General features: G+C 30.5%; 21 protein-coding genes. 12 read left to right on the top strand and 9 right to left on the bottom strand.

All coding sequences use genetic code 11. The annotated features are described in order from the left end of the window. Positions 1 to 15: 15 nt before the first annotated feature. The gene (locus KM029_RS02275; RefSeq protein ID WP_158631134.1) at positions 16 to 1506 is read right to left on the bottom strand and encodes a caspase family protein; all 1491 of its coding nucleotides are present in this window, start codon (positions 1504 to 1506) and stop codon (positions 16 to 18) included. A 158-nt stretch (positions 1507 to 1664) separates the two neighbouring features. On the opposite strand from KM029_RS02275, the gene KM029_RS02270 reads away from it, so the two are divergent. Together KM029_RS02270 and KM029_RS02265 are read left to right on the top strand one after the other, a co-directional pair. Next, a complete protein-coding gene (locus KM029_RS02270) occupies positions 1665 to 2564 on the top strand; it encodes a DMT family transporter (RefSeq protein ID WP_144075168.1) in 900 nt (299 codons plus the stop codon). A gap of 123 nt (positions 2565 to 2687) precedes the next feature. Continuing rightward, positions 2688 to 3233: a GNAT family N-acetyltransferase gene (locus tag KM029_RS02265; RefSeq protein ID WP_144075167.1), complete on the top strand. Its 546-nt coding sequence runs from the start codon at positions 2688 to 2690 to the stop codon at positions 3231 to 3233. Positions 3234 to 3310: 77 nt separating this feature from the next. Here KM029_RS02265 and KM029_RS02260 read toward each other — a convergent pair whose 3' ends face one another. Continuing rightward, positions 3311 to 3967: a hypothetical protein gene (locus tag KM029_RS02260; protein WP_144075166.1), complete on the bottom strand. Its 657-nt coding sequence runs from the start codon at positions 3965 to 3967 to the stop codon at positions 3311 to 3313. Positions 3968 to 4073: 106 nt separating this feature from the next. On the opposite strand from KM029_RS02260, the gene KM029_RS02255 reads away from it, so the two are divergent. Continuing rightward, a complete protein-coding gene (locus KM029_RS02255) occupies positions 4074 to 4952 on the top strand; it encodes a DUF4384 domain-containing protein (RefSeq protein WP_144075165.1) in 879 nt (292 codons plus the stop codon). 50 nt (positions 4953 to 5002) lie between these two features. On the opposite strand, the gene KM029_RS02250 is transcribed toward KM029_RS02255, so the two are convergent. After that, complete coding sequence (locus KM029_RS02250) at positions 5003 to 7534, bottom strand: TonB-dependent receptor (protein WP_144075164.1); 2532 nt, start codon at positions 7532 to 7534, stop codon at positions 5003 to 5005. Between the two features lie 244 nt (positions 7535 to 7778). Next, complete coding sequence (locus KM029_RS02245) at positions 7779 to 9005, bottom strand: BaiN/RdsA family NAD(P)/FAD-dependent oxidoreductase (protein ID WP_144075163.1); 1227 nt, start codon at positions 9003 to 9005, stop codon at positions 7779 to 7781. A 273-nt stretch (positions 9006 to 9278) separates the two neighbouring features. Here KM029_RS02245 and KM029_RS02240 point away from each other — a divergent pair, with 273 nt between their 5' ends. After that, positions 9279 to 9890, top strand: a complete 612-nt coding sequence (locus KM029_RS02240; RefSeq protein WP_158631133.1) for an FkbM family methyltransferase — start codon at positions 9279 to 9281, stop codon at positions 9888 to 9890. 65 nt (positions 9891 to 9955) lie between these two features. On the opposite strand, the gene KM029_RS02235 is transcribed toward KM029_RS02240, so the two are convergent. Both KM029_RS02235 and KM029_RS02230 read right to left on the bottom strand, forming a co-directional pair. Further along, positions 9956 to 12472 carry a glycosyltransferase family protein gene (locus KM029_RS02235; protein WP_144075161.1) on the bottom strand — a complete coding sequence of 839 codons (2517 nt, stop codon included), beginning with the start codon at positions 12470 to 12472 and terminating at the stop codon, positions 9956 to 9958. A 5-nt stretch (positions 12473 to 12477) separates the two neighbouring features. Continuing rightward, complete coding sequence (locus tag KM029_RS02230; protein WP_144075160.1) at positions 12478 to 13680, bottom strand: glycosyltransferase; 1203 nt, start codon at positions 13678 to 13680, stop codon at positions 12478 to 12480. Positions 13681 to 13925: 245 nt separating this feature from the next. Between KM029_RS02230 and KM029_RS02225 the strand changes: the two genes are divergently transcribed. The 4 genes from KM029_RS02225 (at position 13926) to KM029_RS02210 (ending at position 17983) form a co-directional block, all read left to right on the top strand. Beyond that, positions 13926 to 15254: a flippase gene (locus tag KM029_RS02225; protein ID WP_144075159.1), complete on the top strand. Its 1329-nt coding sequence runs from the start codon at positions 13926 to 13928 to the stop codon at positions 15252 to 15254. After that, positions 15251 to 16237: a glycosyltransferase family 61 protein gene (locus tag KM029_RS02220; RefSeq protein WP_144075158.1), complete on the top strand. Its 987-nt coding sequence runs from the start codon at positions 15251 to 15253 to the stop codon at positions 16235 to 16237. Before KM029_RS02225 ends, KM029_RS02220 begins: the two co-directional genes overlap by 4 nt. Positions 16238 to 16259: 22 nt before the next feature. Next, positions 16260 to 17210: a glycosyltransferase family protein gene (locus tag KM029_RS02215; RefSeq protein ID WP_144075157.1), complete on the top strand. Its 951-nt coding sequence runs from the start codon at positions 16260 to 16262 to the stop codon at positions 17208 to 17210. A gap of 131 nt (positions 17211 to 17341) precedes the next feature. Next, a complete protein-coding gene (locus tag KM029_RS02210) occupies positions 17342 to 17983 on the top strand; it encodes a class I SAM-dependent methyltransferase (RefSeq protein ID WP_144075156.1) in 642 nt (213 codons plus the stop codon). A 1-nt stretch (position 17984) separates the two neighbouring features. Here KM029_RS02210 and gldG read toward each other — a convergent pair whose 3' ends face one another. Further along, positions 17985 to 19652 carry a gliding motility-associated ABC transporter substrate-binding protein GldG gene (gene gldG / locus KM029_RS02205; RefSeq protein WP_144075155.1) on the bottom strand — a complete coding sequence of 556 codons (1668 nt, stop codon included), beginning with the start codon at positions 19650 to 19652 and terminating at the stop codon, positions 17985 to 17987. A 253-nt stretch (positions 19653 to 19905) separates the two neighbouring features. Here gldG and KM029_RS02200 point away from each other — a divergent pair, with 253 nt between their 5' ends. The 4 genes from KM029_RS02200 to KM029_RS02185 all read left to right on the top strand — a co-directional run bounded on the left by KM029_RS02200 (position 19906) and on the right by KM029_RS02185 (position 24927). Further along, a complete protein-coding gene (locus KM029_RS02200; protein WP_144075741.1) occupies positions 19906 to 21324 on the top strand; it encodes a CCA tRNA nucleotidyltransferase in 1419 nt (472 codons plus the stop codon). A 30-nt stretch (positions 21325 to 21354) separates the two neighbouring features. Further along, complete coding sequence (hemE, locus tag KM029_RS02195; protein WP_144075154.1) at positions 21355 to 22380, top strand: uroporphyrinogen decarboxylase; 1026 nt, start codon at positions 21355 to 21357, stop codon at positions 22378 to 22380. Positions 22381 to 22614: 234 nt separating this feature from the next. After that, positions 22615 to 23646, top strand: coding sequence for a type I restriction enzyme HsdR N-terminal domain-containing protein (locus tag KM029_RS02190; RefSeq protein ID WP_144075153.1), 1032 nt, complete (start codon positions 22615 to 22617; stop codon positions 23644 to 23646). Between the two features lie 93 nt (positions 23647 to 23739). Continuing rightward, positions 23740 to 24927 carry a DUF255 domain-containing protein gene (locus tag KM029_RS02185; RefSeq protein WP_158631132.1) on the top strand — a complete coding sequence of 396 codons (1188 nt, stop codon included), beginning with the start codon at positions 23740 to 23742 and terminating at the stop codon, positions 24925 to 24927. A gap of 22 nt (positions 24928 to 24949) precedes the next feature. Here KM029_RS02185 and KM029_RS02180 read toward each other — a convergent pair whose 3' ends face one another. Further along, complete coding sequence (locus KM029_RS02180) at positions 24950 to 26065, bottom strand: BamA/TamA family outer membrane protein (RefSeq protein WP_144075151.1); 1116 nt, start codon at positions 26063 to 26065, stop codon at positions 24950 to 24952. Position 26066: 1 nt separating this feature from the next. Then, complete coding sequence (locus tag KM029_RS02175) at positions 26067 to 26735, bottom strand: DUF3575 domain-containing protein (RefSeq protein WP_144075150.1); 669 nt, start codon at positions 26733 to 26735, stop codon at positions 26067 to 26069. Between the last annotated feature and the right edge of the window lie 87 nt (positions 26736 to 26822).

Below are 26822 nucleotides of genomic sequence, written 5' to 3'. Positions count from 1 at the left end.
AAAAGCACTGATTATTTATTTGTTTACAGTTGAGCGAAAAAGTATTTCTTTTGCTCGCTGTAAACCGTTATCACTTGCCTTTTGAAGCCAAAATTTATAATCATCTGTTTGATAACCCAAATTTTCGATTGATGCTTTATTGTTATATTTTAAGTTGGCTAACTCAAACTGACAAAAGGAGTTACCTTGTTCTGCTCCTTGCTCATAAAATTTATAGGCGTACTTAAAGTTACCAATTGATTTGGAATAGTTACCTGCAAATAAATTACACATAAATAAATTCTTATTTGTGGCTGTAGTATACCAATCTTGAATTTTCGATTTATTTGTGAATTTCTTTATATTTTCTGTCTGGATAGCAGCTAAATACCCAATATGGATATCAATACCATTTTCTAATTCTGTTGTAAATTTTGTAATTGCATCGTCTGCATATACATTAATCTCACTTTCTGAAAGTTCTAAACCGTGTTTTCTTTTTCCTAATAAAGATAACCAAAAAGATGCTTCTGCATTCCCCATTTGTGAAGCTTCTTGTAATTGAAGTACAACTTGATTTAACTCTGGAGATAGTAACTTATTTTGTCTAAGTCTAAATTCTGGTAATCCTCTCAAATAATCAACGTATCCTTTAACTGCATTACTTACTAAAATTTCAGATGAGATTTTTTCTGATTTTGCTTTAAACACAAAGTCACTACTACCTATATAATTCCCAAAGTGACCTAAAATTGGCCGTGAACTTAATGTCTTCAACTCACTTGATAAATCGTTTGCAGTTACAATACTATCCTCTGCATTTATTTTTAGAGAATGGATAAACTTTTGGGCAAAAGGAGAATGCTTTCCTTTTACACCATCTGCAACAGGATTTAATCTACTAGAACTTAAAACAAACCTATTTCTTTCCTTTAATTGATTCTGTAAAAATTGAGGCGCTGACAAGTGGCTATTCTTAGAATAAACTGATCTCCCTTTGGCAATTTTATCATTAAAAGCACCTCCAAAACAAACATCTACTACCAGCATTACTTGTCTAGATTTAAAGTTGTCAGTAAGCTGCTTTACGGTATAAAAAGGTAAATAGGACTCATAATTTGGGTCTCTTCGTTCATTTCTAGTAAAACTAGTAACTAAAAAACCTTCATTAAAATACCTATGCTCGTAAGTACCATGCCCGGCAATATAAAGAATAAATCTATCGTACTTTTTCAATTTATCTTTGTAGGCTCTTAGTTTATTTAATATTGCAGTTTTAGAAGGGTTTTTGAGAATTTCCACCTTAAAATCATACTCATTTTTTAGCACCTCTGCTACACCTTCTGTATCATAAACGGGATTTTTTAAATCATCAAAATATTGGTACTTATCAGTTCCAATTAAAAGTGCATATGCATTGGATTCTATTTCATTATTATCCTTGACATCTAAACCATTTATTACATCAATACTTCTGTACGATTGTGAAAATATTGAAGGGGTAAAAGATAGAATGAGCAATTGCACAAAAAATAATTTAGTACATAAATTAACTAGGCACATCGAATTAATTGTGTTTTAATATTTGGTAATTGTTAGGAATATATCTTAATAATAAAATTACTTATACGAATATCATGCTAAAAATTGCATCTTTACAAGTCTAAACTTCTATTAACAAGCAAATGCCAACAAAAAACAAATATTATTTATTCCTCATTTTTACAACTTTTATATGGGGAACAAACTTCCATGTCTCTCAAATTGCATTAAGTTATACCTCTTCTATGCTAACAGGTACCTACAGATATACATTAGGAGCCTTATTTTTGATTGCCATAATTTTGTTCAAAAAACCTTCGAAAGAACAAATTCAAAAAAGTATTTCTAAATGGAAAGAAATTGTCTTCTTAGGTATTGTGGGAGCGTTTCTATATAATATTCTCTTTTTAGAAGGCTTAAAGTTCACCTCTGCATTTAATGGTGTTTTAATTATTGGCCTTACCCCTCTTAATACTGCTTTAATATCTATACCAATGTTAAAGACAAAATTGAAACCTAAACAAATAATTGGTATTTGCTTTGGCTTTACGGGTATACTTATGGTTATAACCAAAGGAGATATTGCAACTATACAAAACCTTACCTTCTCTAAAGGAGATTTATATATTTTAGCTGCAAACATCAGTTTTTCTTTTGGTAATGTTTTTATAAAAAAATATTTAACAGGAATAAGCCCGCTATGGTTAACAACACTAGTAACTGTTGTGGCATGTATATGCTTTATTTCCGTAAGTCTTTTTACAGAACAATTTATTTTTCCTACAACTAAAGAATATTTATTAGCTATTTTCTTTATGGGTGCACTATCTACAGCTATTTGTGGAGCTTTTTGGTTTATATCAATCAAAGAAATTGGAGCTGAAACTAGTGCTTTATTTATGAATTTAGTACCAGTATTTGGTACATCAGCTTCTTTTTTATTGGGCGATGAAATCGTTCCTGCTCAGGTTATTGGTGGTTTATTAGTTGTGGTTGGCTTATTATTCAATAGTTTTAAACTGAAATACCCTTTCAATAGATAATTTTTAATTATTTACTGTCAGAACAGTCTTACTAATTGTCAAATAACAAACCATTAAAAATTAAATAAAGAACCAAGTAAAACTATAAGAATGTAGTTTTAATAAACCTAGTTACTAATAAAAATGATTAAACTAAGAACATTAACCCTAAATGACCTAGATGAATATAAGCTGTGGTTGCTTCCTCATCACACCTATCAAAATTTAAATGCTCCGTATTACAAAAAGAAATCTGTTGATGAAATAGAAAGCTTTATCCAACAATTAAAAACTGATTTTAAAACCGATATAAATCCACTTCCACAAAAAAGAATAATTACCAATGAAGCAAATAAACTTATTGGTGAAGTTACCTGGAGATGGAGGTCTGAGGAAACTAATTGGATGGAAATTGGAATAGTTGTTTTCAACCCAGATTTTTGGTTTAAAGGCATTGGTTACCAGGCGCTATATCTTTGGATTGATTTACTTTTTGCTGAAAAACCTGAATTAGTTAGACTTGGGTTAACAACATGGTCTGGTAATGAAGGGATGATGAAACTTTCAAAAAAGTTAGGGATGAAAAAAGAGGCTCAATTTAGAAATGCTAGAATTGTGAAAGGCAAATATTTTGATTCTCTAAGTTATGGCATTCTCCGTTCGGAGTGGGAAGAACAAAAACTACAATAGTATACTGATTTTGTTCATAAAAAAAGGTATCACATTTCAATTATGTGATACCTTTTTAAGAATTACAGACTTATAAATTATCTGATATCTAATAAACCATCAATCTCATCTTGTTGGAGATCTGATTTTTTAGCTAACTCTTTTCGCAAATCTTCTTTTACAATTCTTTCTGCTTCAGAAATAGGGTATTTTACAGACATTGTTATGTAAGTCATTCCTCCATCAACTTTTTTAAGTAGAACAATTGGTGTTGTTCTACCTAAACGAGCAGAAACATTGTTTTGGTAAGAACCAATTACTTCATTTACAGATCCCGAATCATTTAGGCTTTCAGAATTAGAAAGGTTTGTCTTAATTCTACCAATAATTTCAGAACCAATTTGAGTAGCTAATTCATTCAAACATAATTGATATGCTGATTGCTTTGCTGCTGCAAAAGACTCTCCTTTAGATTCTTGGAAAACTACAAAAAATTTAGGGTTTCCCATATCATCTTGAGCTAACCTAGCATAATACGAATTTTCTAACTGCATTGCCATTGGTAAGTCACCAGGAATTTCTGTATAACCTTGTTTAGATAAAGTCTTAGCTTGCTTCTTAGCATCTTTAACTGCTTTTGTCTTTAATTGCTTTAAAGTTGCTTTTTTCTCTTTTTTAGTCTGACTTTGTGCGGATAAGTTAAAAAGTAGTAAAGAGCACATTAATGCTATGGTATAAAAAAGTTTACTTTTCATAGATATTTGTTATGATAAAAAATGTCAGTTTAAAAGTTCAATATAATTAGAATTACTTTTAAATTCACAATTGAAAGTTTGAAAATCTAAATTAGTAATAATCAACATGTATAAAAATATACTCTTTTTGTTTTTAATTATATTTCCTTCATTAGTTTTTGGTCAGAAAACTAAAAAAGTAAGCTCAACAATTACAGAACCATTGTTGGATAGTTATACTGTTGGTAGTTTTAAAGAACAATTATTAAGAAAGGCACAGATACAAGCATTGGCAGATCAATTTGGAACAAATTTATCATCAAGTACAGATTTACAAGTCAATAACTCTTCTACAGATTTGATGTCTTTAAATACCTCTACTGTTAAAGGAGAATGGATAAAAACAACAAGTCTATCTTATGAATGGTTTATAGAAACTATTGATGGTGAGCAAACAGTGTATCTAAAATGTGCTGTAAGTGGAAAAGGTAGAGAGATTACAACTCCAAACATAAAGATTGAAGCAGCTACACTAAGTTGTAATCAATTAGGAAATTGTGAAACGAATAACTTTAAAGAAGGACAAAGCCTTTATGTTTCTTTCAAATCCCCTAAAGATGGATATGTTAGTGTTTTTATGAGAGAAGAAGGTGTCGTTTATAGATTATTTCCTTATTCATCACTTAAAGGTGACCAAGGAGATGCTTTAAAAATTATGAGTGATAAAGAATACATACTTTTTGATCCTCAAAAAGCTTCTGATTTTGATAACTTATCAAGTAGACAAGTTGATGAACTTCAACTTTCTACAATGGGCAAAGATAAATTATTTAACAGGTTATATGTGATTTATAGTCCTACCCCGTTTACAAAGCCTATTCTAGAAACTGGCCAAGGAGGAATAAAAACTATTAATCCAGAAGAATTTCAATCTTGGTTAACTACTAATAAAGGGAACAACACCGATTTTCAAGATAAATTATTGTATTTTACAATAGAGAAATAAAAAATAAACCTCCTCAAATTTTGATAACTTGAGGAGGTTTCTCTTTAAAATTAGAAATTAAAACCAAGTTTTGTATAGAAATAAGCTCCATTAAAACCCATTTGAACAGCGTCATAATATCCACCAGATTCAGTTGCTAAAGGATCTTGTTTTGATGGATAAATATTAAATATATTATTTCCACCTAAGGTCCAATTAATATTTTTAGTAAAGCCATATGTAACTGCAATGTCTGTAGTAATTCTTGCAGAATAATAATCTATTTCTTCATCCCAATTCATTAATTCTACTTCAGAAAACCTATTCAATCTAACCATTGTTGATAGTTTTTTATACGAATGGTTTACAGAGAAATTAAATTTACTCTTAGGTGCAGATGCTAGTAAAAACATCTGTTCACGCTCTCCAAAATAAATATCTTCTTTACCTTGTAATTTATCACTTGTATGAATTTCACCTAGTTCCATATGATTAAAATTACCCGCTAATGAAGTAGTTATTGTGTGTAAATCAATATGATGCGTATAAGCAATAACTACATCTACTCCCATTGTTTTGGTATCAATTGCATTAGTAAAAAACTGAGCAGCGCCTACTCCCATTGCTTTAAGTTCATCACCAACATCTGGGTCATCTTCAGTAAAAGCTCCAGTTAACACAATACGATCATCTATAGCAACATAATAACCATCCACAGTTAAAGAAAGTCCATCGGTGGGATTTAAGGTAAAACCTAAGCTAGCATTGAACGCCTTTTCTTGAGTTAATTCTGGAATACCTAAAGTTTTCGCTAATTCACTATCATTTGGTGCAATAACTTTATCAATACCAACACCCCCTGCAAAATCTGTAAATTTTGTATTGTAATGAATTTGAGCTAAAGAAGGTGCTCTAAATCCAGTACTGACAGACCCTCTAAATGCAAGGGCTTTTGACACTTCATACCTAGACGCAATTTTACCGTTGAAAGTACTTCCAAAATCACTATAATTCTCATATCTAACGGCAACAGCCATCATCCATTTTTTTGTTATATCTGCTTCTAAATCTAAGTATAAAGCAGCATTGGTTCTGTTTGCGTTCACCTCATTTTCTGGCATAAAACCTGGAAAACCTTGAGCACCTCCATCTAAACTACCATCAGAGTAATTTTTATAAGAAGCTTCTTCGCCAGCTCCAATACCATATTGATCAATTCTAAATTCAGCTCCAACAGCAACATTAAACCCTTCTAAAATACCATCATAATATTTAGAAGCATCTAACCCTGTTACATTTTGTGATAAATAATGACGACCTGCATAAAAGCTAGTTGGAGAATTAGCTCCCATTGATACATTCACTGTGTTATTTACAGAATAATCAAAACCGTTATAACCATAAGTATTATTTAAATCAAGTTTCCATCCTTTATACATAGATTTTATACCACTACTTACAGAATAATCTGTGATATCGGAAATAATATTTGGGTTATATCCATTTGGATATATTTCAGGTACATTCCTGTCATCATCTGCAAACCTAGTCCATGCATAAGACTCACCATGCCTAAAGTTATAGCCGCCAAAAGCATAAATTTCGGTATTTTCAGACAAAGGAACACCCGCATTTAAAAATGCTCCATAACTATCAGCCAATGCATCTCCAACTTCAGTTCTAAACGTTTCCTCTCCCTCTGCTGGTGCTCTATTCGTTCTTCCTCTATGTTGATATTGCCCTGTTAAATTAAGAAAACCACCTTTATCTCCTAGTTTAGCTCCATAATTCACATCCACATTTGCCGTTGCACCATCACCTTCAGAAGTTATTCCGGTACCCATATTAACACTAATACCATCATCATTTTTCTTAGTAACAATATTAATAACACCTGCAATTGCATCAGAACCATATTGTGCAGAAGCTCCATCTCTTAAGATTTCAATTCTTTCAATTGCAGCCATCGGGATTGCATTTAAATCTGTACCTGTATTGCCCCTTCCTCTTGTCCCGTATATATTAACAAGTGAAGATTGATGTCTTCTTTTTCCATTTATTAAAACAAGAGTTTGATCAGGACCTAATCCCCTTAAAGTTGCTGGATCTACATGGTCTGCTCCATCTGCACCTGTTTGTCTGTTTGCATTAAAAGATGGGGCAACATATTGTAACAATTGATTCATATCTAACTGACCAGTTGCTGCAGTAACATCATCTAGGTTGATTACATCTATGGCTACAGGAGTTTCTGTTACTGTTCTATTTTGACTTCGAGAACCTACAATTTCGATGGCTTCTAATTCTGTAGCATCTTCTTCTAAAGATATTTTTAGATCTAGTTTATTGGTCGCAATAAAAGATTGCTCTTTAAAACCAACTGCCCTAGCAACTAATGTTTTTCCTTCTTCAATTTTAAAAGAAAAGTAACCTTCAAAATTAGTTGAGGTACCATGATTAGTGTTACCTTCTTCATAAATAACTACTCCGGGTAAAGCATCTCCGTAATTATCTACAACTTGTCCTGTTACAGTTATTTCTGTAGCAAGTGAATAAGTAAACGAAAATAGTATTATAGATAAGGATAATAAAAATTGATTCATATTGATTGTTTGTACTTTTTAGTTATACCCTTTTAGGTACATTTCAAAGTTCTATCAAAAGAATCCAACTTTCCAAAAGATGTTTATTGTTATGAAGATAATTAAAAATCATTCACAAACATCACTAAAATTGATGTTTAACTAAAAAACAAGGTGTTCAAAATTTAACAAACTACTTTTTCTGTTAAATTTTGAACACCTAAAGAATTTAATAAGATAAATATAAAATTACATTTAAATTGTACTATTCCAATATTCTAGAAGCTGAAAAACCTGAAATAAATCCAGTAGTCCATGCTGCTTGGAAATTAAAACCACCAGTAATTCCGTCTATATCCATTAATTCCCCTGCGAAATATAAATTTTTGATATGCTTACTTTGCATAGTTTTTACATCTATATCAGTTAAACTCACCCCTCCACACGTAACAAATTCTTCTTTAAATTTAGTTGTACCTTTTACTTCATATTCATCAGCTAAAAGCATTTCAACTATTTTATTTAATTCCTTTTTACTGAGATCTAACCATAATTTTGATTCTGGAATACCTACTTTATCTAAACAATAATCCCAAAGCCTTTGTGGCAATGCAAAAGGATTATTATTCTTAATTTGTTTCTTTCTTAATTTTTCTTTTTGCTCTTGAATAAAAGTTCTTAAATCTTGATCTGAGTATTTATTAAACCAAGATATCAAAATTGAAAAATGATAGTTTTTATCTGAAAGTACTCTTGCTCCCCAAGCTGAGGTTCTTAATACTACAGGTCCGCTAATACCCCAATGAGTAACTAAAAGCGGTCCAGTTTCTTGTAATTTTTTTTCGCCAATAACTCTAACTTTAGCATCTGGAACTGATAGTCCCATTAAAGAAGTAAGTTTTTTATCCTGTATTTTAAATGTAAATAATGATGGTACTGGTTTTTCTATTTTATGTCCTAAATCTGCCAACCACTTTAATCCATCAATTTTTGGTTGTCCTCCAGTACAAATAATTACACTATCAAATACTTCTTCATTACCATTAATTACTAAACCTACTTTATTATCTGGCTTAGTAATTAGTTTTGTAACAGTACTACTGAGTCTTAAGTTTACATGATTTTTAAAAGCTTCCTTCTGGAGGCAATCAATAATGGTTTGGGAATCATTTGATTCTGGAAACATTCTTTTATCTGGCTCTTCTTTTATTTTAACCCCTCTTTTTCCAAACCATTCTAATGTATGCTCTGCATTAAATATATTAAATGCCTTTTTTAAAAACTTCTCGCCTCTTGGATAATTTTTGGATAACTGTACCGTGTTAAATGTAGCATTGGTTACATTACACCTACCACCTCCAGAAATTTTCACTTTACCTAAAACCTTAGATGTTTTTTCTAAAAGGTGTACTTCCGCTTTATTTTCTGCTGCTTTTATTGCCGCGAAATAACCTGCTGCTCCTCCACCTATCACTGCTACTTTTGGTTGCATCACAAATAATATATCTTAAAATGATTTCTACTGAGAATAATCAAATGTAAAACTACTGAAATAATAAAAATGATGATTAAAAATTCTCATTACTTATTATCTTTAAATTCATTTCTAGCATTTATAAAGAATTTTTTCAACTTACAGAATATAATTACCACTTACATGTTAAAATATTATCTTTTAGTCAAGCAATGGTTAGCCGGTTATTTTTTCGATTTCATTCAAAAAGAATACAAAACAAATGGGAATATATATACAATACCAAAAAAAATGACCACTAGCTTTTTTAGAGGTGCTTTTACATTGGGTTGGTACGAAAAACAAGAGCGTTTATATATTCCAAAATACCTAAATAAATCAGATACTGTTTTAGAATTAGGAGGTTGCATTGGTGTTATATCTTGTATAATTAATAATCAATTAGAAGATAAAACGAAACAAGTTACTGTTGAAGCCAATCCTAAGTTAATTCAACATTTAATAGTCAATAAAGAAAGGAACAATTGTAAATTTGAAATAGTCAATAAAGCCGTTAGCAACCAAGAACAATTAGAATTTAATATTGGATCATCAATTGTGCTCGGAAGTGCAAATGTAGAAACAAATGAAAAAGTTTTGGTTGACGGTATTACACCTTCTCAAATTCAAGATAAATACAACCTTAAATTTAATACTCTAGTTATGGATATTGAAGGTGGTGAACTTTTTATTCTTAGAGATTTTAAAAAATTTATTGGAGGTTTAGATAAAGTATTATTAGAAGTCCATCCATTTGAAAATATTCTAACAGCTGATGAAGTAAATGAATGTGAGGATATTCTTAGTAGCTTAGGGTTTAAGAAAGATATCGATATTGATTTTTTCCAAGCTTGGATTAAATAACAAAAGGCACTCATTATTTTAAAAATAATGAGTGCCTTTTTAGTTATAATTAGCGACTACTAATTTTATTTTTTCTTATAGTTATAAGCCGTAAAACCCATTGCTACAACCAATAATAATAAAGTGATGTAGCCAGAGATTTTAGAAATTGTACCACCAATAACATAAGAATCTGGATCAAAATCAAAAGTAATCTCATGTGTTCCTGCTGGAATATGTAATCCTCTTAATACATAATTGGCACAAATAATATCTACGGGCTCACCATCAATTCTTGCAACCCAACCTGCAGGATAATATACTTCAGAAAATACACCAAACCCACCTTTAGCAGATTGAGACTTATATTTTATTCTTCTTTGATGAAAATTTACAAGCTCAATTTTATCACCAATTGATTTAGATGTTGAAATATTAGCATTTGGAAATTTATTTGTATCTACAATTGCCTGAATACTAGGATCAATTGCAGGAAGAGCTTCAATCTCTTCATCTGGAGATGATACCTTTAACACTTTATCAACAAACCAAGCGTGCCCTAACGCGTTAGGGTTCTGATAAATTGCATTAGCATCAGTTCCTAAAATTGTATACTTCATATTAAGCATATTTAAAGCAGGTGTTGCTTTAATTGCTAAAGTATCTCCCTTCTGAATAGCCTCACCTAATGTTTGCATTTCTCTAGGTAATTCTCGCTCAATTAAATCTTGGTAACGTCTTAATTTTGCAGCAAAATACCCTCCAATAGATTTATGGAAATATGATGTATTTGCTTCATTAAAAACATTAGTAGTCAAATTAAGCACACGGTAGTTAGGATCTTTATCTCTTAAAATTCTTTGATCAGCAGCCGTTGGAACATGAACTTCTTTATTATTCGTTTTTTGAAAAGAAGCATCATTAATATATCTTTTTGCAACACCCCAAACATCTCCTAATGTCAAAAAGCCTACAATTAACACAGTTAACGCCATAGATAACTTCTTCTTTGAGTAAGCAAATAGAACAGCAATTGCTACTAAAACAAAGAAAATAGATCTACCAACATCACCTCTCATCATTGCAACTCTTTCGGCATCTAATGCATTCGTAAATTGACGAATAATATTTGGATCTTTTATACCAAACATTTGCTGAAATATTTGAGCATCACGAGGCCCACTTACATCTATAAAACCGGCTCCAATCCACATAATAGCCAACAAACCAACAGTAACACCTGCTGCATTTAATGCTGCTTTTTGAGTTTTCTCGTTCCAACCATCTTTAATAATTTTATCAAAACCTAATGCTGCACCCATTGCCATTACTATACAAGTAACACCTAAAGACATTGCAGGGGTTCTGAACTTATTCATACCCGGTAGAATATCGAATAATGAATAGTTAAACCATTGTAAATGTTTACCCCATGCAAACATAGCAGTAATCAATACTCCTCCAATCAACCAATTTCTTTCCCTTTTATCTAAAATAAAAAGGGCTAATATAAATAAGAATGATAAAATTGCTCCTTGATATATTGGTCCACCTGTAAAGGGTTGTTCACCAAAATAAAGTGGCAATTTAAAATTTGGGTTATTAATTATAGATTGAGCTTGTTGCTTACCTGCTGCTTTTTCTAATTGTGCAGCCATAGGACCATCTTTAGAAATATTTTCTTGACTACTTCCTCCATAAAAGTTAGGAGCAATCAAAGTTAAAGATTCCATTTTCCCTTCACTCCAACTAAAAGCATAATCTTTATCCAAACCTTCTTCGGTATGGTTAGATTCCTGACCTGGAAGAGGTGTTAACTCCTTTTTTCCTCTAATAGAATATTCTGAATACTCTTTAGTTGTCCAGACTTTCCATAATTGGGTAGAAGCACCCAACCCTGCCGCTAAAATTCCTAAAGGTATAACTCTAGTTAAAAAGATATTAAGTTCGCCATTTTTGTAATAGAAAAACAGCTCAGTGAGGCCATATATAATACACACAAAAATCAAATAATAAGTAATTTGATAGTGCGTAGCTCTAAGTTCTAAAGTAACACTTGCAGCTATCAATGCTACACCAACTAACCACTTTTTATCAAAAAGTAGTTTCATACCACCTAACACGATTGCTCCGTAACCTATTGCCCACAATTTTGTCATGTGACCGGCTTCTAGAGAGGTTATATAAAAGGTATTCATTGCAAAAGCTGCAGAAATAAACATTCCTACCCATGGGTTTACTCTAAAACACATTAATGCAATCCATAAACAGGACATTAATAAAAATACAGTCATTGCACTCTCATATGTACTCTGAAGACCTAGCATTGAACTTGCAAACAATACGTGAGTGGGATCACCTTTTAAGCTTGAAAAGAGTAACTCTGGCATTCCAGAAAACATTGCAGTATTCCATAAAGGAGACTCTCCTGTTTTTTCTGCTTCTACTTGAGATGCATGAGACATCCCTTGAAAGTGGATTAAATCACTCTGACGTAATGATTTCCCTTCAAAAAATGAAGGGTTAAAATATATAACACTAAGAATGAGAAAAACTGGTATTACAAATACCCAGCTATACTTTGTTAAAAATTTGTTGTTCATATGTTCTAGAATAACTTTTCTTCTATTGCTTTATTTTCTAAAATTTGTTTGAATTTCTTGGCTTGCGTTATCTGATCAAACTGTTTAATAGCGTAAGATCGAATATTTTCTCTATTAAATTCATTAGTATCACTACTCCAAGATGCTAAAGAAGTAGCCAATTCATCTACATTAATACTATCTATTAATATACCATTTTTGCTATTTATTACATCTTTCATCCCCCCAACAGCAAAAGACATTACCGGTGTACCGCAAAACATACTTTCTAACATTACATTAGGTAAGTTGTCTTCTCGGCTAGAAAGTACAAAAAGATCTGCAGCAGAATAAGCTAGTGCCATTTCTTGTGGTGTTTTTAATACGCCAACGGGATATATATTTTTACTTTGAAAAATATTTTTATCGTAATTACCTACTATAAGTATAGAAACATCTTCTTTAAAATCTACTTTCTTTAAAGCATCTATTAATAATTGAGCTCCTTTCCGTCTGTTAGATACTTTTTCACTTACAAATAATAAGGTTTTCTTATCCTTTGGTAATTTAAAATGCTCTCTTGCTTCAGACCTATCAATTAATGGTAATTGGCTTGGATTTATACCATATTGTAAATGAAAGTGTTTAAACCTTCCCAAAAGATCGCTTTCCTTAGAGGCATTCATTAACCATTTTGATGGAGCAATTACACTTATATTATCTTTCAGCTTATAAGCATCTGATTTAATTTTCAGAAACTTCTTTTCTAGTGAAGCATACTTTCTATAAATCTGAGAGTCTTCAAAATAATGAAAACCACCCATGAAAGGGTTCATATCATGTAGAAACCAATACACTGGTTTTTTAAAATTCTTAAAGAAAGAGCCGTAATCTAAAAAATCACCTACCCAATGTAGAACAACAACATCTGCTTCCTGAACAAATGGGTCATCTTCTAAGCGATAAGAACTTATTGGAAATGAAAAATTCTCACAATTATCATCCTTAATATATACATTTGGAAGAATCTTTAAATTTTTAATCAAAGTTGATATTCTTCTAAACCATATTGATGGATTAACAGCATAGTTTTCATTTATATCATCTGCAGTTTGATTCCTACAAAGAACTTTTGATTCTACACCTAAAGATAACAGACCCTCATGTAAGCGAGTGGCAGCATTGGCAGCTCCTCCTTTTGGATATGTACTTACGTGAACAATTTTCATTATTAATAAACGGATTTGTCTTAAGATTCCACAAATATGGTTACAATTCCCAATCTTTTAAAAATTAAGGAGTATAAACCGTATTTACCTTATAAAAAAGCATTCCATTTAATTTGTATTAACTTTTATATAGATCATTCTTTCTATCAATACTATAATTATCATAAAATATCAGTTGATTTAAATTTTTATCTTAACGGTTTTACTAAATTTGTTCTTCAATATCTTGTAGGTAAAAAATAACAGTGAGTATAAAACAAACATTCATTAATTGGTATAAAAAAGACGGAGTTAAGTCTATTTTACAAAATATTAATTGGCTAGTTTTAGATAGAATCCTCAGAATGGTTGGCGGGTTACTAATTAATGCTTGGGTAAGTAGATACCTTGGACCTACCAAAATGGGTATATGGGATATTTCTGTTTCTGTAGCTTCTTTATTTTTAATATTTTCTAGTTTTGGATTAGACAGATTAGCTATTAGAAACTTTGTAAATAGTGACAGAGATACTACAAATTCTAATTTATCCGTTCTTTTTTCTATTAGATCTATAACTGCTTTAATAGCCTTTCTAGCTAGTGGTGCTGTTTTACAATATATAGCAGATGGGTCTCAAGAGCGTATTATTGTAGGTTGGATGATCTCATCTAGTATTCTTGTGCAAGTTTTTGACATTCTGACCTTTAAATTACAAGCAGATTTACTTTCAAAATATACTGTAATAGCAAAAGGAATTGGCTTTATAATATCATCTTTATTAAAAATAATATGTATTACAGAAAGTCTATCATTGGAGTATTTTGTAGCCACCTATTTAATTGATTTTATATTTGGATTTCTGATCCTGTCTATCATCTTTATTAGAAAATATCCCGATTTAGAATTCAAGTTTTCCAAAACAGTTTTTAAAGACTATTGGACTACCTTTTTACCTCTTCTGTTATCAAGTTTAGCGTTTATCATTTATAGTAAGATAGATCAAATTATGATTGATAGAATGATTGATGAAACTGCCGTTGGTGTTTATACTAGAGCTGTAAAACTAAATGATATTGCTATTGCAATCTATACTATTATGGCTAGTTCACTTTTCCCTGAACTTACAAAACAATTTAATAAAGGAATTAAAGATTTAAATAAGTCTTACGAACGCATCTGTTCAATGCTATCTGGTTTGTCTTATATAGGAGTAATTGCAACTATACTACTTAGTGATTTTGTAATTGAAATACTATACGGTGCCTCTTATGCAGGAGCTGCAGATAACTTAAAAATATTAATTATAGGAATGATATTCTTGTACAACGGAGGTATGAAAGGAAATTACCTGATACTTTTAAATAAAAAGAAAATTATTACTATTACTAGTTTTGCATCTATTTTTATTAATATTGGAATGAATGCTTTATTGATTCCTAAATTTGGAGCAAATGGGGCTGCAATGGCTTCTGTTGTTACTTTGTGTTTTGTAAACTTCTTAATTAATTTCCTTTTTAAGGACACAAGAATAGTTGGTAAAATACAATTTAGATCATTTTTCTTAGTTCATTTTATAAAAAAATATATACTTTGATTGTTAGGTATAAAGAGTACAACAGTACACGTAAGCAAGCAAAAAATTTAAAAAAATCTGACGATTTACTTTTTAAAGATGCCAATACTGTAACAGTTAAGGCTTCTCATATTGTATATGTAAAAAATGCGACCATATTTTTAGATCTTATTGTTAGCAACAATTCATTTAAAAAGTATCAACCCTACTGTCAAATCAATAAAATTTCTTTAAAAAAGAAGATGCTAAAAAACTTATTCTTTTTAAAGAAATCAAATACAATTTCTAAAGGAGTTTGGTGCATTGATAATTGGAGTTATGGTTATTTCCATTGGTTTACAGATGTTCTTCCAAGATTAATTGTTGCCAATGAAGTGGACGACTCCTACCCTATATTATTACCCAATTCTTTGCGTAAATTTTCTTTTGTAGAAGAGTCTTTAGCCATAATAAATCAAAAAGCTATTTTTTATGATTCTACAATTAATAACAAAGTTGAAGATTTAATGGTAACTAGCCATACGGCACATACTGGAAATTATAATAAACACATTATTGAAAAGGTAAGAGACCTCTTCACTACTAATTTAGATCATAGTAAAAAACCAGATAGACATATATTTATTAGTAGAGAAAAAGCACCCAGAAGAAAAATAATTAATGAAATTGAAGTACAAGAAGTTTTACTAAAGAACGATATTGAAATACACTATTTTGAAGATTACTCTCTAGAAAAACAAATTCAAATTATGCACGAAGCAAAAACTTTGATTGGACTTCACGGTGCTGGCCTTACAAATATGTTATTTATGCGTAAAGGAGGAAATGTTCTAGAATTTAGAAATCACACAGACAGTAAAAATAATTGCTATTTTTCTTTAGCTTCAGAACTTGATATAAATTATTATTATCAACTTACAAAAGGTAATTCTGAAAATACCTACGACACCAATGTTTTTATAGATTTAAAACAATTACAAGAGGTCCTAAATCTAATTAATTAGTCCATTCTGATAAATAGTAATAATGAATACTGCTCCAATAATTGTTTTTTCATACAATAGATCAACACATACTCAAAAAGTACTTGAGGCATTAAAAAAAAATACATTATTTAATGAATCTCCTCTGTATTTATTTTGTGATGGGTTAAAAGAGAATGCATCAGAAGTAGATAGGAATGAACATAAGAGAATTGTCGATATTATTCACAATGAAGACAATTGGACAAAAGATACCACTGTTGTAGTACAAAGTCAGAATTTAGGTTTAGCCAAATCTATTGTTCAAGGAGTAAGTAAAGTAATAAAAAAACACGGTTCAGCTATTATTTTAGAAGATGATATTATTGTAACCTCTGGTTTTTTAGCCTACATGAATGATGCACTTCAAGTGTATAAAGACGATCCTAGTGTTATGCATGTTAACGCTTACTTGCCTAAGTCTCCATTTCAGAAAAATAAATTTACAAACAGTACTTTTTTCTCATCCCATATGTCGTGCTGGGGATGGGCAACTTGGGAAAGTTCCTGGAATAAATTCACCTCAGATTCAAAGCAATTATTTAAAGAAATTGAAGAAAAAGATTTATTATCCAAAATAGACCTCAACGGTTCTTTTATTGGTTTAGAACAACTCCAAAATAATATTGATGGTAAGATTAGTACTTGGGCAATTAAATGGCTAGCCACAATTTTAATTAATAATGGACTATGCTTAAACCCTTCACTTTCTTTAGTTCAAAATATTGGAATGGATGGCAGTGGTGTAAATAGTGGATTATTATTTTGGAACCCCTACTTAACCAAACAAACTGATACCATTACAATAGATAAAAATCTATCAAAAGACACCTTATTAGGAGATAAATACTTCGAGAAATTTTACAGATATGTAAATGTAAAAGGGTATAAAAGATTTTTAATTAAGCTGTATTTTTACATCCTTAATCGCATTTTTAAAGTTGATACATTGTAGTTAAAATGATAATAAAACAACTATAAAAAGTAAGTACAATTATTGACTAGAGGCTTTTTATTTCAGTTTTAGGCATTTGTTTTTAAATAGTAATTTAGTTAGATTGATATACACTACATAATACACTTGAAATGAAATTAGTTCAATCTTTACTCTTAAAAGTTCCCTTTTTCAATTATCTACTTCATTTAAATTACTTAATCAATAAAGGTTATTTATATAAATTAGGTTGGACGAAAAGTTTAAAATCGTTTTCAGTAATTAATAATAAAAAAGAACCAATACCATGGTTTACGTATAGCTGTATTCATTTTCTATCAACACGAAAATTATCTAATCTTAATGTGTTTGAATTTGGAAGTGGAAATTCAACTTTATGGTTTCAAAAAAGAGTAAATAAAATTTATTCTTTAGAGCATAATAAAGATTGGTTCAATAAAATAAAAAATCAATTCAATTCTAATGTGACTTTTATATACAAAGAAATTGACAATGGCTATTCTCAAGAAATTAATAACCATTCGTTACAATTTGATCTAATTATAATTGATGGTAGGAATCGAGTTGAATGTTGTAAAAACACCTTGAATAAAATTTCACCAAATGGAGTGATCATTTGGGACAACTCTGACAGAATAAAATATAACGAAGGATATAATCTTCTAACAGAAAATGGTTATAAAAGATTAGATTTTTATGGTTTAGCTCCTTCTGTTTGTGACTCGTCTTTAACTTCTATTTTTTATAAAAAAGATAATTGTTTGGGTATATAATCTACCTTTCAAATCTCTTTTTCCTCATATAAATAAATAAGCTACCAAGTAACATTGTTAAAAGCACAGGCAAACCCACATTAAGCCATTGCCATAACGATTTTTCTTCTCTAATTTTAAATGAATCTAATGGTCTTAGGGTTACTTTTTTATTTCTAGCCATTATTAAACCTTCATCATCCATTAAGTAATCTAAAGAGTTCATTATAAATTCTAAATTAGATAATGATTGCCCTCTAAACCTATCAAATTCTATTGATTCAATTTGCCCATTTAATGGGTTAATACTATTCTTAATGATATCACCATCCCCTACAACAATAATTTTTGATTTTTCTGTTGAAGATTTAATTTGTGTTGAAGGATTTATCCCTTTAGGTGGAAATCTATTTGCATATAAAGATTTAAATTTGCCTTCTAACAAATAAGCTACAGCAAGATGAGGAGAATTAAATAACTCTTTTTTATTTACCTCCTTGATTTCGTCTAAAGAAACAAGGTTTGGCATTTTTCTAATTCTTGAATAATTTGATGTAAACAACAAAGGAGTTTTCTCCATTCCGGGAGACTTAATTGTATCAAGTGAGCTTACAAACTTACCATATACAACATCCATATTACGAACGATAGGATGTTCTGAAAATGAATTTAAGTAGATATAATATGGCCAAGGTAGTTTTTTGATATTTGCTTTATCTCCAAAGTTTCCAGTTACTAATTCCAATAAACCCGCTTGTTGATCTTGAATTAAATTTATGTTTGAACGTATGCCTATTCTAAACAGAAAATCATCAATATTCAAGTCATAACCAAAGGCATAAGTCCCCCCTAATGGAATGGAATCGGTATTCATTTGCACTTTATCCATTAAAAACAAAGCATTACCTCCTTCAATTAAATATTGATCAATATGATATTTATCTCTGTTGCTAAATTTCTTTTTGGGTTGAGCAACTAATATCGCATCAAAGTTTTTTAGAAGTGACAAATCTTCTACCCATGAAACTAAATATTTATTATTTGCAGCCTTAGAAAACTCAACAATTTCTTGAGGTGCTAATTCATCATGACCTTGTACAATTGCTAGTCTCTTTGATTTAGATTGCACCATATCTTGAATTACGCTAGCTAATTCATACTCTACACCTTCAATTGATTGGTTTATTTGTTCTTGTGCAGACTTTGCTTTATTTCCTTTAAGTAATAATACACCTTTTTGCTTTCCTTTATAAGAAATTAAAGCACCAGGAAATATCAATCTTTGTGTTTGTTCTCCATTAGCTGACACATCAAACAAAGTAGTTTGAGGAATTCCCTTCTCAATTATAGAACGTTGAAATTGTTGTTTCTGACGAGGATCAGAAAAGTCATTTGGATCAATAAAACGATACTCTAATTTCCCATTAGATCTCACTTTAAATTCATCTAATGTTTCTTGAATAGCTAATTTTAAATGCTCAAATTCTGCATTTAATGGACCATCTAAATAGACATCAACAGTTACTTCAGATGGAAGTTCTTCGAGTAAACGTTCAGTAGCCGGATTTATACTAAACCTTTTCTCTTCTGTAAGATCTATTCTAAAAAATAACTTATCAGCATGAATATTTATAAAAATAAAGAAAAGTAAGACTGCTGAAAAAGATAATAGGTCTTCCCACTTACGCATATATAATGGAGTAATGTCTGTCGTTAAATAATTTAAGCTGCAAAATCGGTTGTTTGAAATGATTATGCAAACATTTGTATCATACGATGCTGAGTTATTGAACAAAAACTACATCAAACACCAATAATTATAGAGAATTTTAAGAAAGATGGAGAATTGATACACATTCACATCAAAAAACAAACAAAAAATGTACTTTTGTAAATTGAACCAGAAAAGATTAAAATTTACTAGATAATATATTGTGTCCGAAATCAATTTTAAAGATACATTAGACCAAAATCCTATCTTCGACATTGTCGCTAGAAGTGCTGAAGAGGTAGGTTTTAAAACATATTTAGTTGGTGGATTTGTAAGAGATTTACTTCTTAAAAGACCTTCAAAAGACATCGACATTGTATGTGTTGGAAGTGGCATTTTACTTGCTGAAGCTGTTGCAAAAAATGGAGGCAACCTACCTTGTAATACTTTCAAAAACTTTGGCACTGCCATGGTTAAATTTGATGATTATGAAGTAGAATTTGTTGGGGCAAGAAAAGAATCTTATAGACGAGAATCTCGTAAGCCAATTGTAGAAGATGGTACTCTCGAAGATGACCAAAATAGACGTGATTTTACTATAAATGCTTTAGCTATTTCTTTAAATAAAGAAAACTATGGCGATTTAGTTGATCCTTTTGGAGGTGTTGATGACCTCAAAAAGAAAAATATAATTACTCCTTTAGAGCCAAATATTACTTTTTCAGACGATCCTTTAAGAATGATGAGAGCAATACGCTTTGCTTCTCAATTATCATTTGATATTGATTCAGATACTTTTGATGCTATTACTGAAAATAAGGCACGCATTGAAATTGTTTCTGGAGAACGTATAATGGATGAACTGAATAAAATTGTTTTGTCTCCTCTTCCTTCTTATGGATTTAAACTCCTTTTTACTTCAGGTTTATTAGAACTTATCTTTCCAGAAATGGCCAATTTACATGGCGTTGAAAGACGAGATGGAAAAGGACATAAAGATAATTTCTACCATACATTAAAAGTTTTAGATAACGTTGCCGAAAAATCTGATGATTTATGGCTACGATGGGCTGCAATTCTTCATGACATTGCTAAACCAGCAACAAAGCGTTTTAATCAGAGAGTTGGATGGACCTTCCATGGCCATGAAGACAAAGGTGCAAGAATGGTTCCTGGCATATTTAAAAGATTAAAACTTCCTTTAAATGATAAAATGAAGTTTGTACAGAAATTAGTACGCCTACATTTACGCCCTATCGCATTAGTTAAAAAAGAAGTTACAGATTCTGCAGTACGAAGGTTACTTTTTGAAGCTGGAGACGACATTGATGCTTTAATGGCATTATGTAGAGCTGATATTACTTCTAAAGATGGTAATAAGGTAAAGAAATATTTATCGAATTTCGATTTTGTAGAATCTAAACTAGTTGCAGTTGAAGAAAATGATCAAGTAAGAAATTTCCAACCTGTAATTACAGGGGAGTTAATTATGGAGACATTTGACATCAAACCTTCTAGAGAAGTTGGGCAAATTAAAGATCAAGTTAGAGAAGCAATTCTAGATGGTAAAATCAAAAACACCTTAGAAGAAGCTATGCCCTTTATGATTAATATCGGTACAGAACTGGGATTATCAGAAAAAGAAAAATAAGCATCAAACAAAAAGAATCTATATATACTTATGAACGATTTAATTCTACGTACTGCTAGAGGAGAAAAAACAGAAAGAACTCCTGTATGGTTAATGAGACAAGCTGGACGTATTTTACCAGAATATAGAGCTGTAAGAAGCAGTGTTTCAGGTTTTGTTGAGCTGTGTCAAACTCCAGAATTAGCCGCTGAAGTAACAATTCAGCCTGTAGATTTACTTGGTGTTGATGCTGCGATTATCTTCTCAGATATTTTAGTAATTCCAGAAGCAATGGGATTACCTTATGAAATGGTTGAGAAACGTGGTCCTTACTTTCCTAATGTTGTTGAAACTGAAAAAGATCTTCAAAAAATACGCGTTGCTGATGTAGAATCAGACTTAGGTTACGTATTAGAAGCAATTAAGATTACAAAGAAAGAATTAAACGGTAGAGTACCATTAATTGGTTTTGCTGGTGCTCCTTTCACTATTTTTTCTTATATGATAGAAGGACAAGGTTCTAAAACATTCTCTAAAGCAAAGAAAATGTTCTACACACAACCTGAATTCTCTCATAAATTATTACAAATGATTACAGACAGCACAATTGCTTATTTAAAAGCACAAATTGCTGCTGGTGCAGATATGATTCAAATCTTTGACTCATGGGCTGGAATTTTATCTCCTGAACAATTTAATGTTTTTGCTTTACCATATATCAATCAAATCTGTGATGCAATAACAGAGGTTCCTAAAACAGTTTTTGCTAAAGGAGCATATTTTGCTAGAGAAGAAATTGGAAAAAGCAATTGCAATACAATCGGGTTAGATTGGAATATGGATATTGCTGAATCTAGAAAATTTGCTAATGGTAAAGTCCTTCAAGGTAATTTAGACCCTTGTGCACTTTATGGCTCTAATGCTGATATTGAAAAAGCAACGAAAGAGATGTTAGATAAATTTGGACCAGACAAACATATCGCCAATTTAGGACACGGTGTTTATCCAGACATTGACCCTGAAAAAGTAAAAGTATTTATTAATACTGTTAAAGAATACTCTGAAAAGATGAGATAAACAAATCTTGTCACTCAAAATATAATGCGTTGATTATCATGTATAATCAACGCATTTTTTGTTTTTCATAAACAGCAAAATAAATTATTTTGTAATACTATATAATAAACGCAAACTAATTTTGATTAATTAATAAACAATAACACATTATTAGATAAATAATTAAGATTGCAATGTTTATATTTTAAATTATTACCACTATATTTAACATTAAATACACCCCGAAAAAATATTATGAAGTGGTTATCTAAAGGAAAACGTGATGGCGTAATTCAATTAAGTAAGAATAAAGATGAAGTAACATATTTACCTCATAAGAAAACACGTTCATTATATAACCCTGAAGAACAAGTACAATTAGCTACTTATTTATCTCTCATCTACGATTACGGTTATCCTGCTGAATATGTTCGTGTATGTGTTCCTGTAAAGATGGGATCTTCTACAAAAGAAGCTGATATCATAACTTATACAGATGAGGATGGTTTAGATCCTTTCATGATAGTTGAATGCAAAAAAAAAGGAGTACCAGCATCTGTTTTTCATGGAGCAATAGACCAGGGATTTTCCTATGCAAGTGCAACTTTAGCAAAGTTTGTTTGGACTACTGACGGGGATAGAAATATTTATCACGAAGTTATTCCTCATAAAATTGGCGAAAGAAAAGCGAATAAAATGTATACACCTCCACCATTTAAAGGAAGTGATGGCTTTTTATTTAAATTTAAAAGGAGTGCTTACAAAATCTTGACTTCACCTTTAAAGTTTATAAAATCAATTTTTAAAATACCATCTGTACAAAATGCATTAATATATATGATTTTATTATCATGTACTTTCGCTATGTTAAGCATTTTAGCAGTTGAACACATAAACCAAATAATTGAGTATACCAAAGTACTTTGGGATGAATTTAGAATGGATTTCTCATGGATTTACTATGCAATCTCATTTATTTCTTTGTTTTTTACTGTAACCTTAGGCTCAATAGTAAAAGCTATTCCTAGTATTCGAAAACAAGGACTAACTCTTAAACAAGTTCTATTCTTGTGCTTATTTTTATTCCTTCCTGTTTATCTAGTAGGCGATTTATACACCTTAAGTTGGTGGAATTGGAAGCATTTTAAAACAATGCCATATAAAGAATGGATTTTTGCAGAACCTCAATTAGTCATCTTCCCTATACAACTGTTTTTATTTGCAACCATTTTGGCATTAGCTCCAAATAAGAGAAAAAGAAAACGCATTAGTCGTAAAAAGTATTAGAAAAAAATACAATTGTCTCATATTTTACTTAATTTATTATAGGCTTTAAAAACCTAGTCTAATTCTGTATAAATGAACATAAATTATTTAATAATGCGCTCACTATTATCACTCCTACTTTTAATACCATTTTATTGTCAAGCTCAAGGCATTCAGTTTAAAAATATTTCTATTGATGAAGCTGAAAAAATTGCTCAAAAGGAACAAAAAGGAATCTTTATTTCAATAGGTACTTCGTGGTGCCCTAACTGCAATTGGATGGAAAATGAAATCCTTGATTCTAAAAAAGTTGGAAACTTTATTAATGATAATTATGTGAGTTTATCTATTGATGCTGAAAGTAAAAAAGGAATCAAAATTGTAGAACAATTACAATTACATACGTACCCTGCTTATATTTATTTACAAAATGATGGAACACCCTTACACCTAACTGTTGGAGAAATGACGGAGGCTGATTTCATAAAAACATCAAAACAAGCAGAAAACCCACATTATCAATATTTCACTTTAAAAAAGAAAATAGAATCTTCTAAGTCTATTAGTACAGAAGATCTTGCTCATTATATAAATACAAGCTATGCTACTAATACAAATGATAGTATACAACTTCAAAAATTCCTTAATGATATAACAGATGAAGACATTGAAAATAAAGACATATGGAGTGCTCTTAAACAAGCTACAATCCATTTAGGACTACATTCGGAACCAACATTATACGTAATTAAACATGCTAAAATTATTGAAGATAAATATGGTGTTAAAGAAATAATTGTCACTATAAATAATGCAGCAAAAGTATCAATGCGTCCTTTTGTTGCAAATAGAGACGTTGCAGGTTGGCAAGAATTAATGTCTTTCTTAGAAGATAAATTAGGCAAGCAAGGAGAAACTTTAAACTTTGCTTATAACCCTACCTTTTATTTGAATATCAAAGATTATGCAACAGCATATAACAAAATGGAACAAGGTGTAAGTACTTTATCTGACAGAGATAAAGAAGTAAAGGGCTATTTATACCGAAATTGGGCGTTTAATGTTTATCAGTATTATAACGATGAGGAAAAATTAAAAGCTGCAAATAATTGGATTGATTCTGCTATAGAAATACATGAAAATTCTATGAACCTTGAAACCAAAGCTGGTTTATTATTTAAATTAAAAGAATATGATTCAGCTAAAGAATATGCCTTAAAAGCTATTGATTTAAGTAAAAAAGAAAAAGTCCATGCACTTGTTGCACATACTGTTTTACATGAATTAGAAGAAATAAATTAACAGGATAGATTTAGGTACAGGTTTAAAAGGCTTCGTTAACACCAAAATAAATACCTGTATCTAAATCTTTATTCATGCCAAAATCTAATCTTAACAAGGTTTCATTTTTTTTAAGTAATTTATATCTAATTCCAGCACCACCAGAAAATTTTGCACCATAAAAAATATCAATAATATATGGTGCTACCTGCCCAATTGAGGCAAATACATTAGCTCTCCACCTAGGGTGTAGTTTAAACCTTGCTTCACTTTGTAATGTATATAGGTGGTTATCAATATATCGTCCCCTAAAATACCCCCTCATTCTATCTCCACCTCCAAGCCATGCTTGATGTTGAAAGGGAACAACTCCAAAACTATTTTCTATATATGCTCTCGCTGCTATTATAAGATAGTTATTTATAGGAAAGTACTTCCTTAAATCAATTGCATACTTATTGAATGAGTATGTACTTCCTAGTACTTTACTAGCATACCATGCATTTATTTGGAAATAATTCCCTTTGTTTGGTGAAAAAACATTATCTCTATCATCAAGATTAAAAACAAATCCTAAACCGTTCATTATAGCACCTTCACTACCTGGTATTGTATCTGAAGCTAATATTCCTCCTTCTTGTTTTTCTAACATTATATCTGATTGAAACCTATACTGTGCACCAAAATTCAAAGATGACTTTGGTAGCCTTTTAAGAAAGTCTCCCCTAATCATTACCGTTTGCATATTATATCTTTCTAAACTTTCTGGCTGAGTGTTAGGACCAATTCCCCAAAAAGAGTTAGGAAAAATTTTAAACTTAAAAGCTGCATCTAGATAATAATCTCCATCATTAAAAAACAGTTTTGGATTAGCATCAATAATTAATTGTTTTTCCGATGTATAAATAACATCGAGCATTAATGAGCTTTTCCTTAAGTTAAATCTATTTACTTTGTTCAAGTAAAAAAATTGGGCTCCACCTCCTATTCCAAAATTAGTTTCGGGAGTATAAAAAACAATTGGCAAGCCTATAATTTGGGTAGATTTTGATAAACTTAAAGTATCTGTCTTAATGTATATGTCTTTTTTATTCTGAGACATCCCCTCAAAAACTAAAAATAACAAGAGTGCTGCAAGTAATAAATATTTCTTTTCCATATTAATTACTTTGTTTATGTAATAGAATAACAATACCAACTCTAAAAGAAACTTTTACTTCTGTAAAATTTGTAGACTCTGAAACATTAGCAACTAAATCTGTTGTGTTACCATCTACTAAATATAAATTATAATTTAAGCCTACATCAATTCCAAAATGCTGACCAACCAAGTAAGTAAAGCCTACACCAATACCTCCTCCAAAAAAATTACCCGTGAATTCTTCATTTATAATGAGTTGCTGATAATTAATATTTGCAGAATTATAAGTCCTTCCATAAGATAAAGTCACTTCGGGGTAAATTCCTCCATTAGACATTTTGGTTAAATACCTTCTAAAAACAATACCTAGTTTAAATCTTTCACTTTCATTCTGAAACAATTGCTCTGTTAATGACCTAGTCAGTTCCAATCTACCACCAACACTAAAATTATCTCTTACAAAAAAATGACTATCCACTTTTAGATCAAAACCTGTTAAACCGGTAGATAATGGAAGGTTCTGTGATCCTGAGTAATAATTAACTGCATCAGTAGATGACGATAATTGCAATAAAGCACGTCCTTTTTTGAAAGCAGTACCAAGAGAGTCTTGCCCAAATACCATATTTGATTGATATAGAATTACAAGAAAAAAGAAAGTAAATAAACGTCGAAGAGTAGATGTCATGTTATAAAAATATTACTTTTTTTATCATGTTTTTAAATAAAAGCAAATATTTAAAAAAAGTTTCATCATCAATACAAGAAAAAATCA

Origin of the sequence: Flammeovirga kamogawensis (assembly GCF_018736065.1) — a bacterium.
GTDB classification, from domain to species: Bacteria; Bacteroidota; Bacteroidia; order Cytophagales; family Flammeovirgaceae; genus Flammeovirga; species Flammeovirga kamogawensis.
The sequence above is the reverse complement of the archived record's forward strand: the minus strand, read 5'-3'. Positions and strand labels throughout refer to the sequence as shown.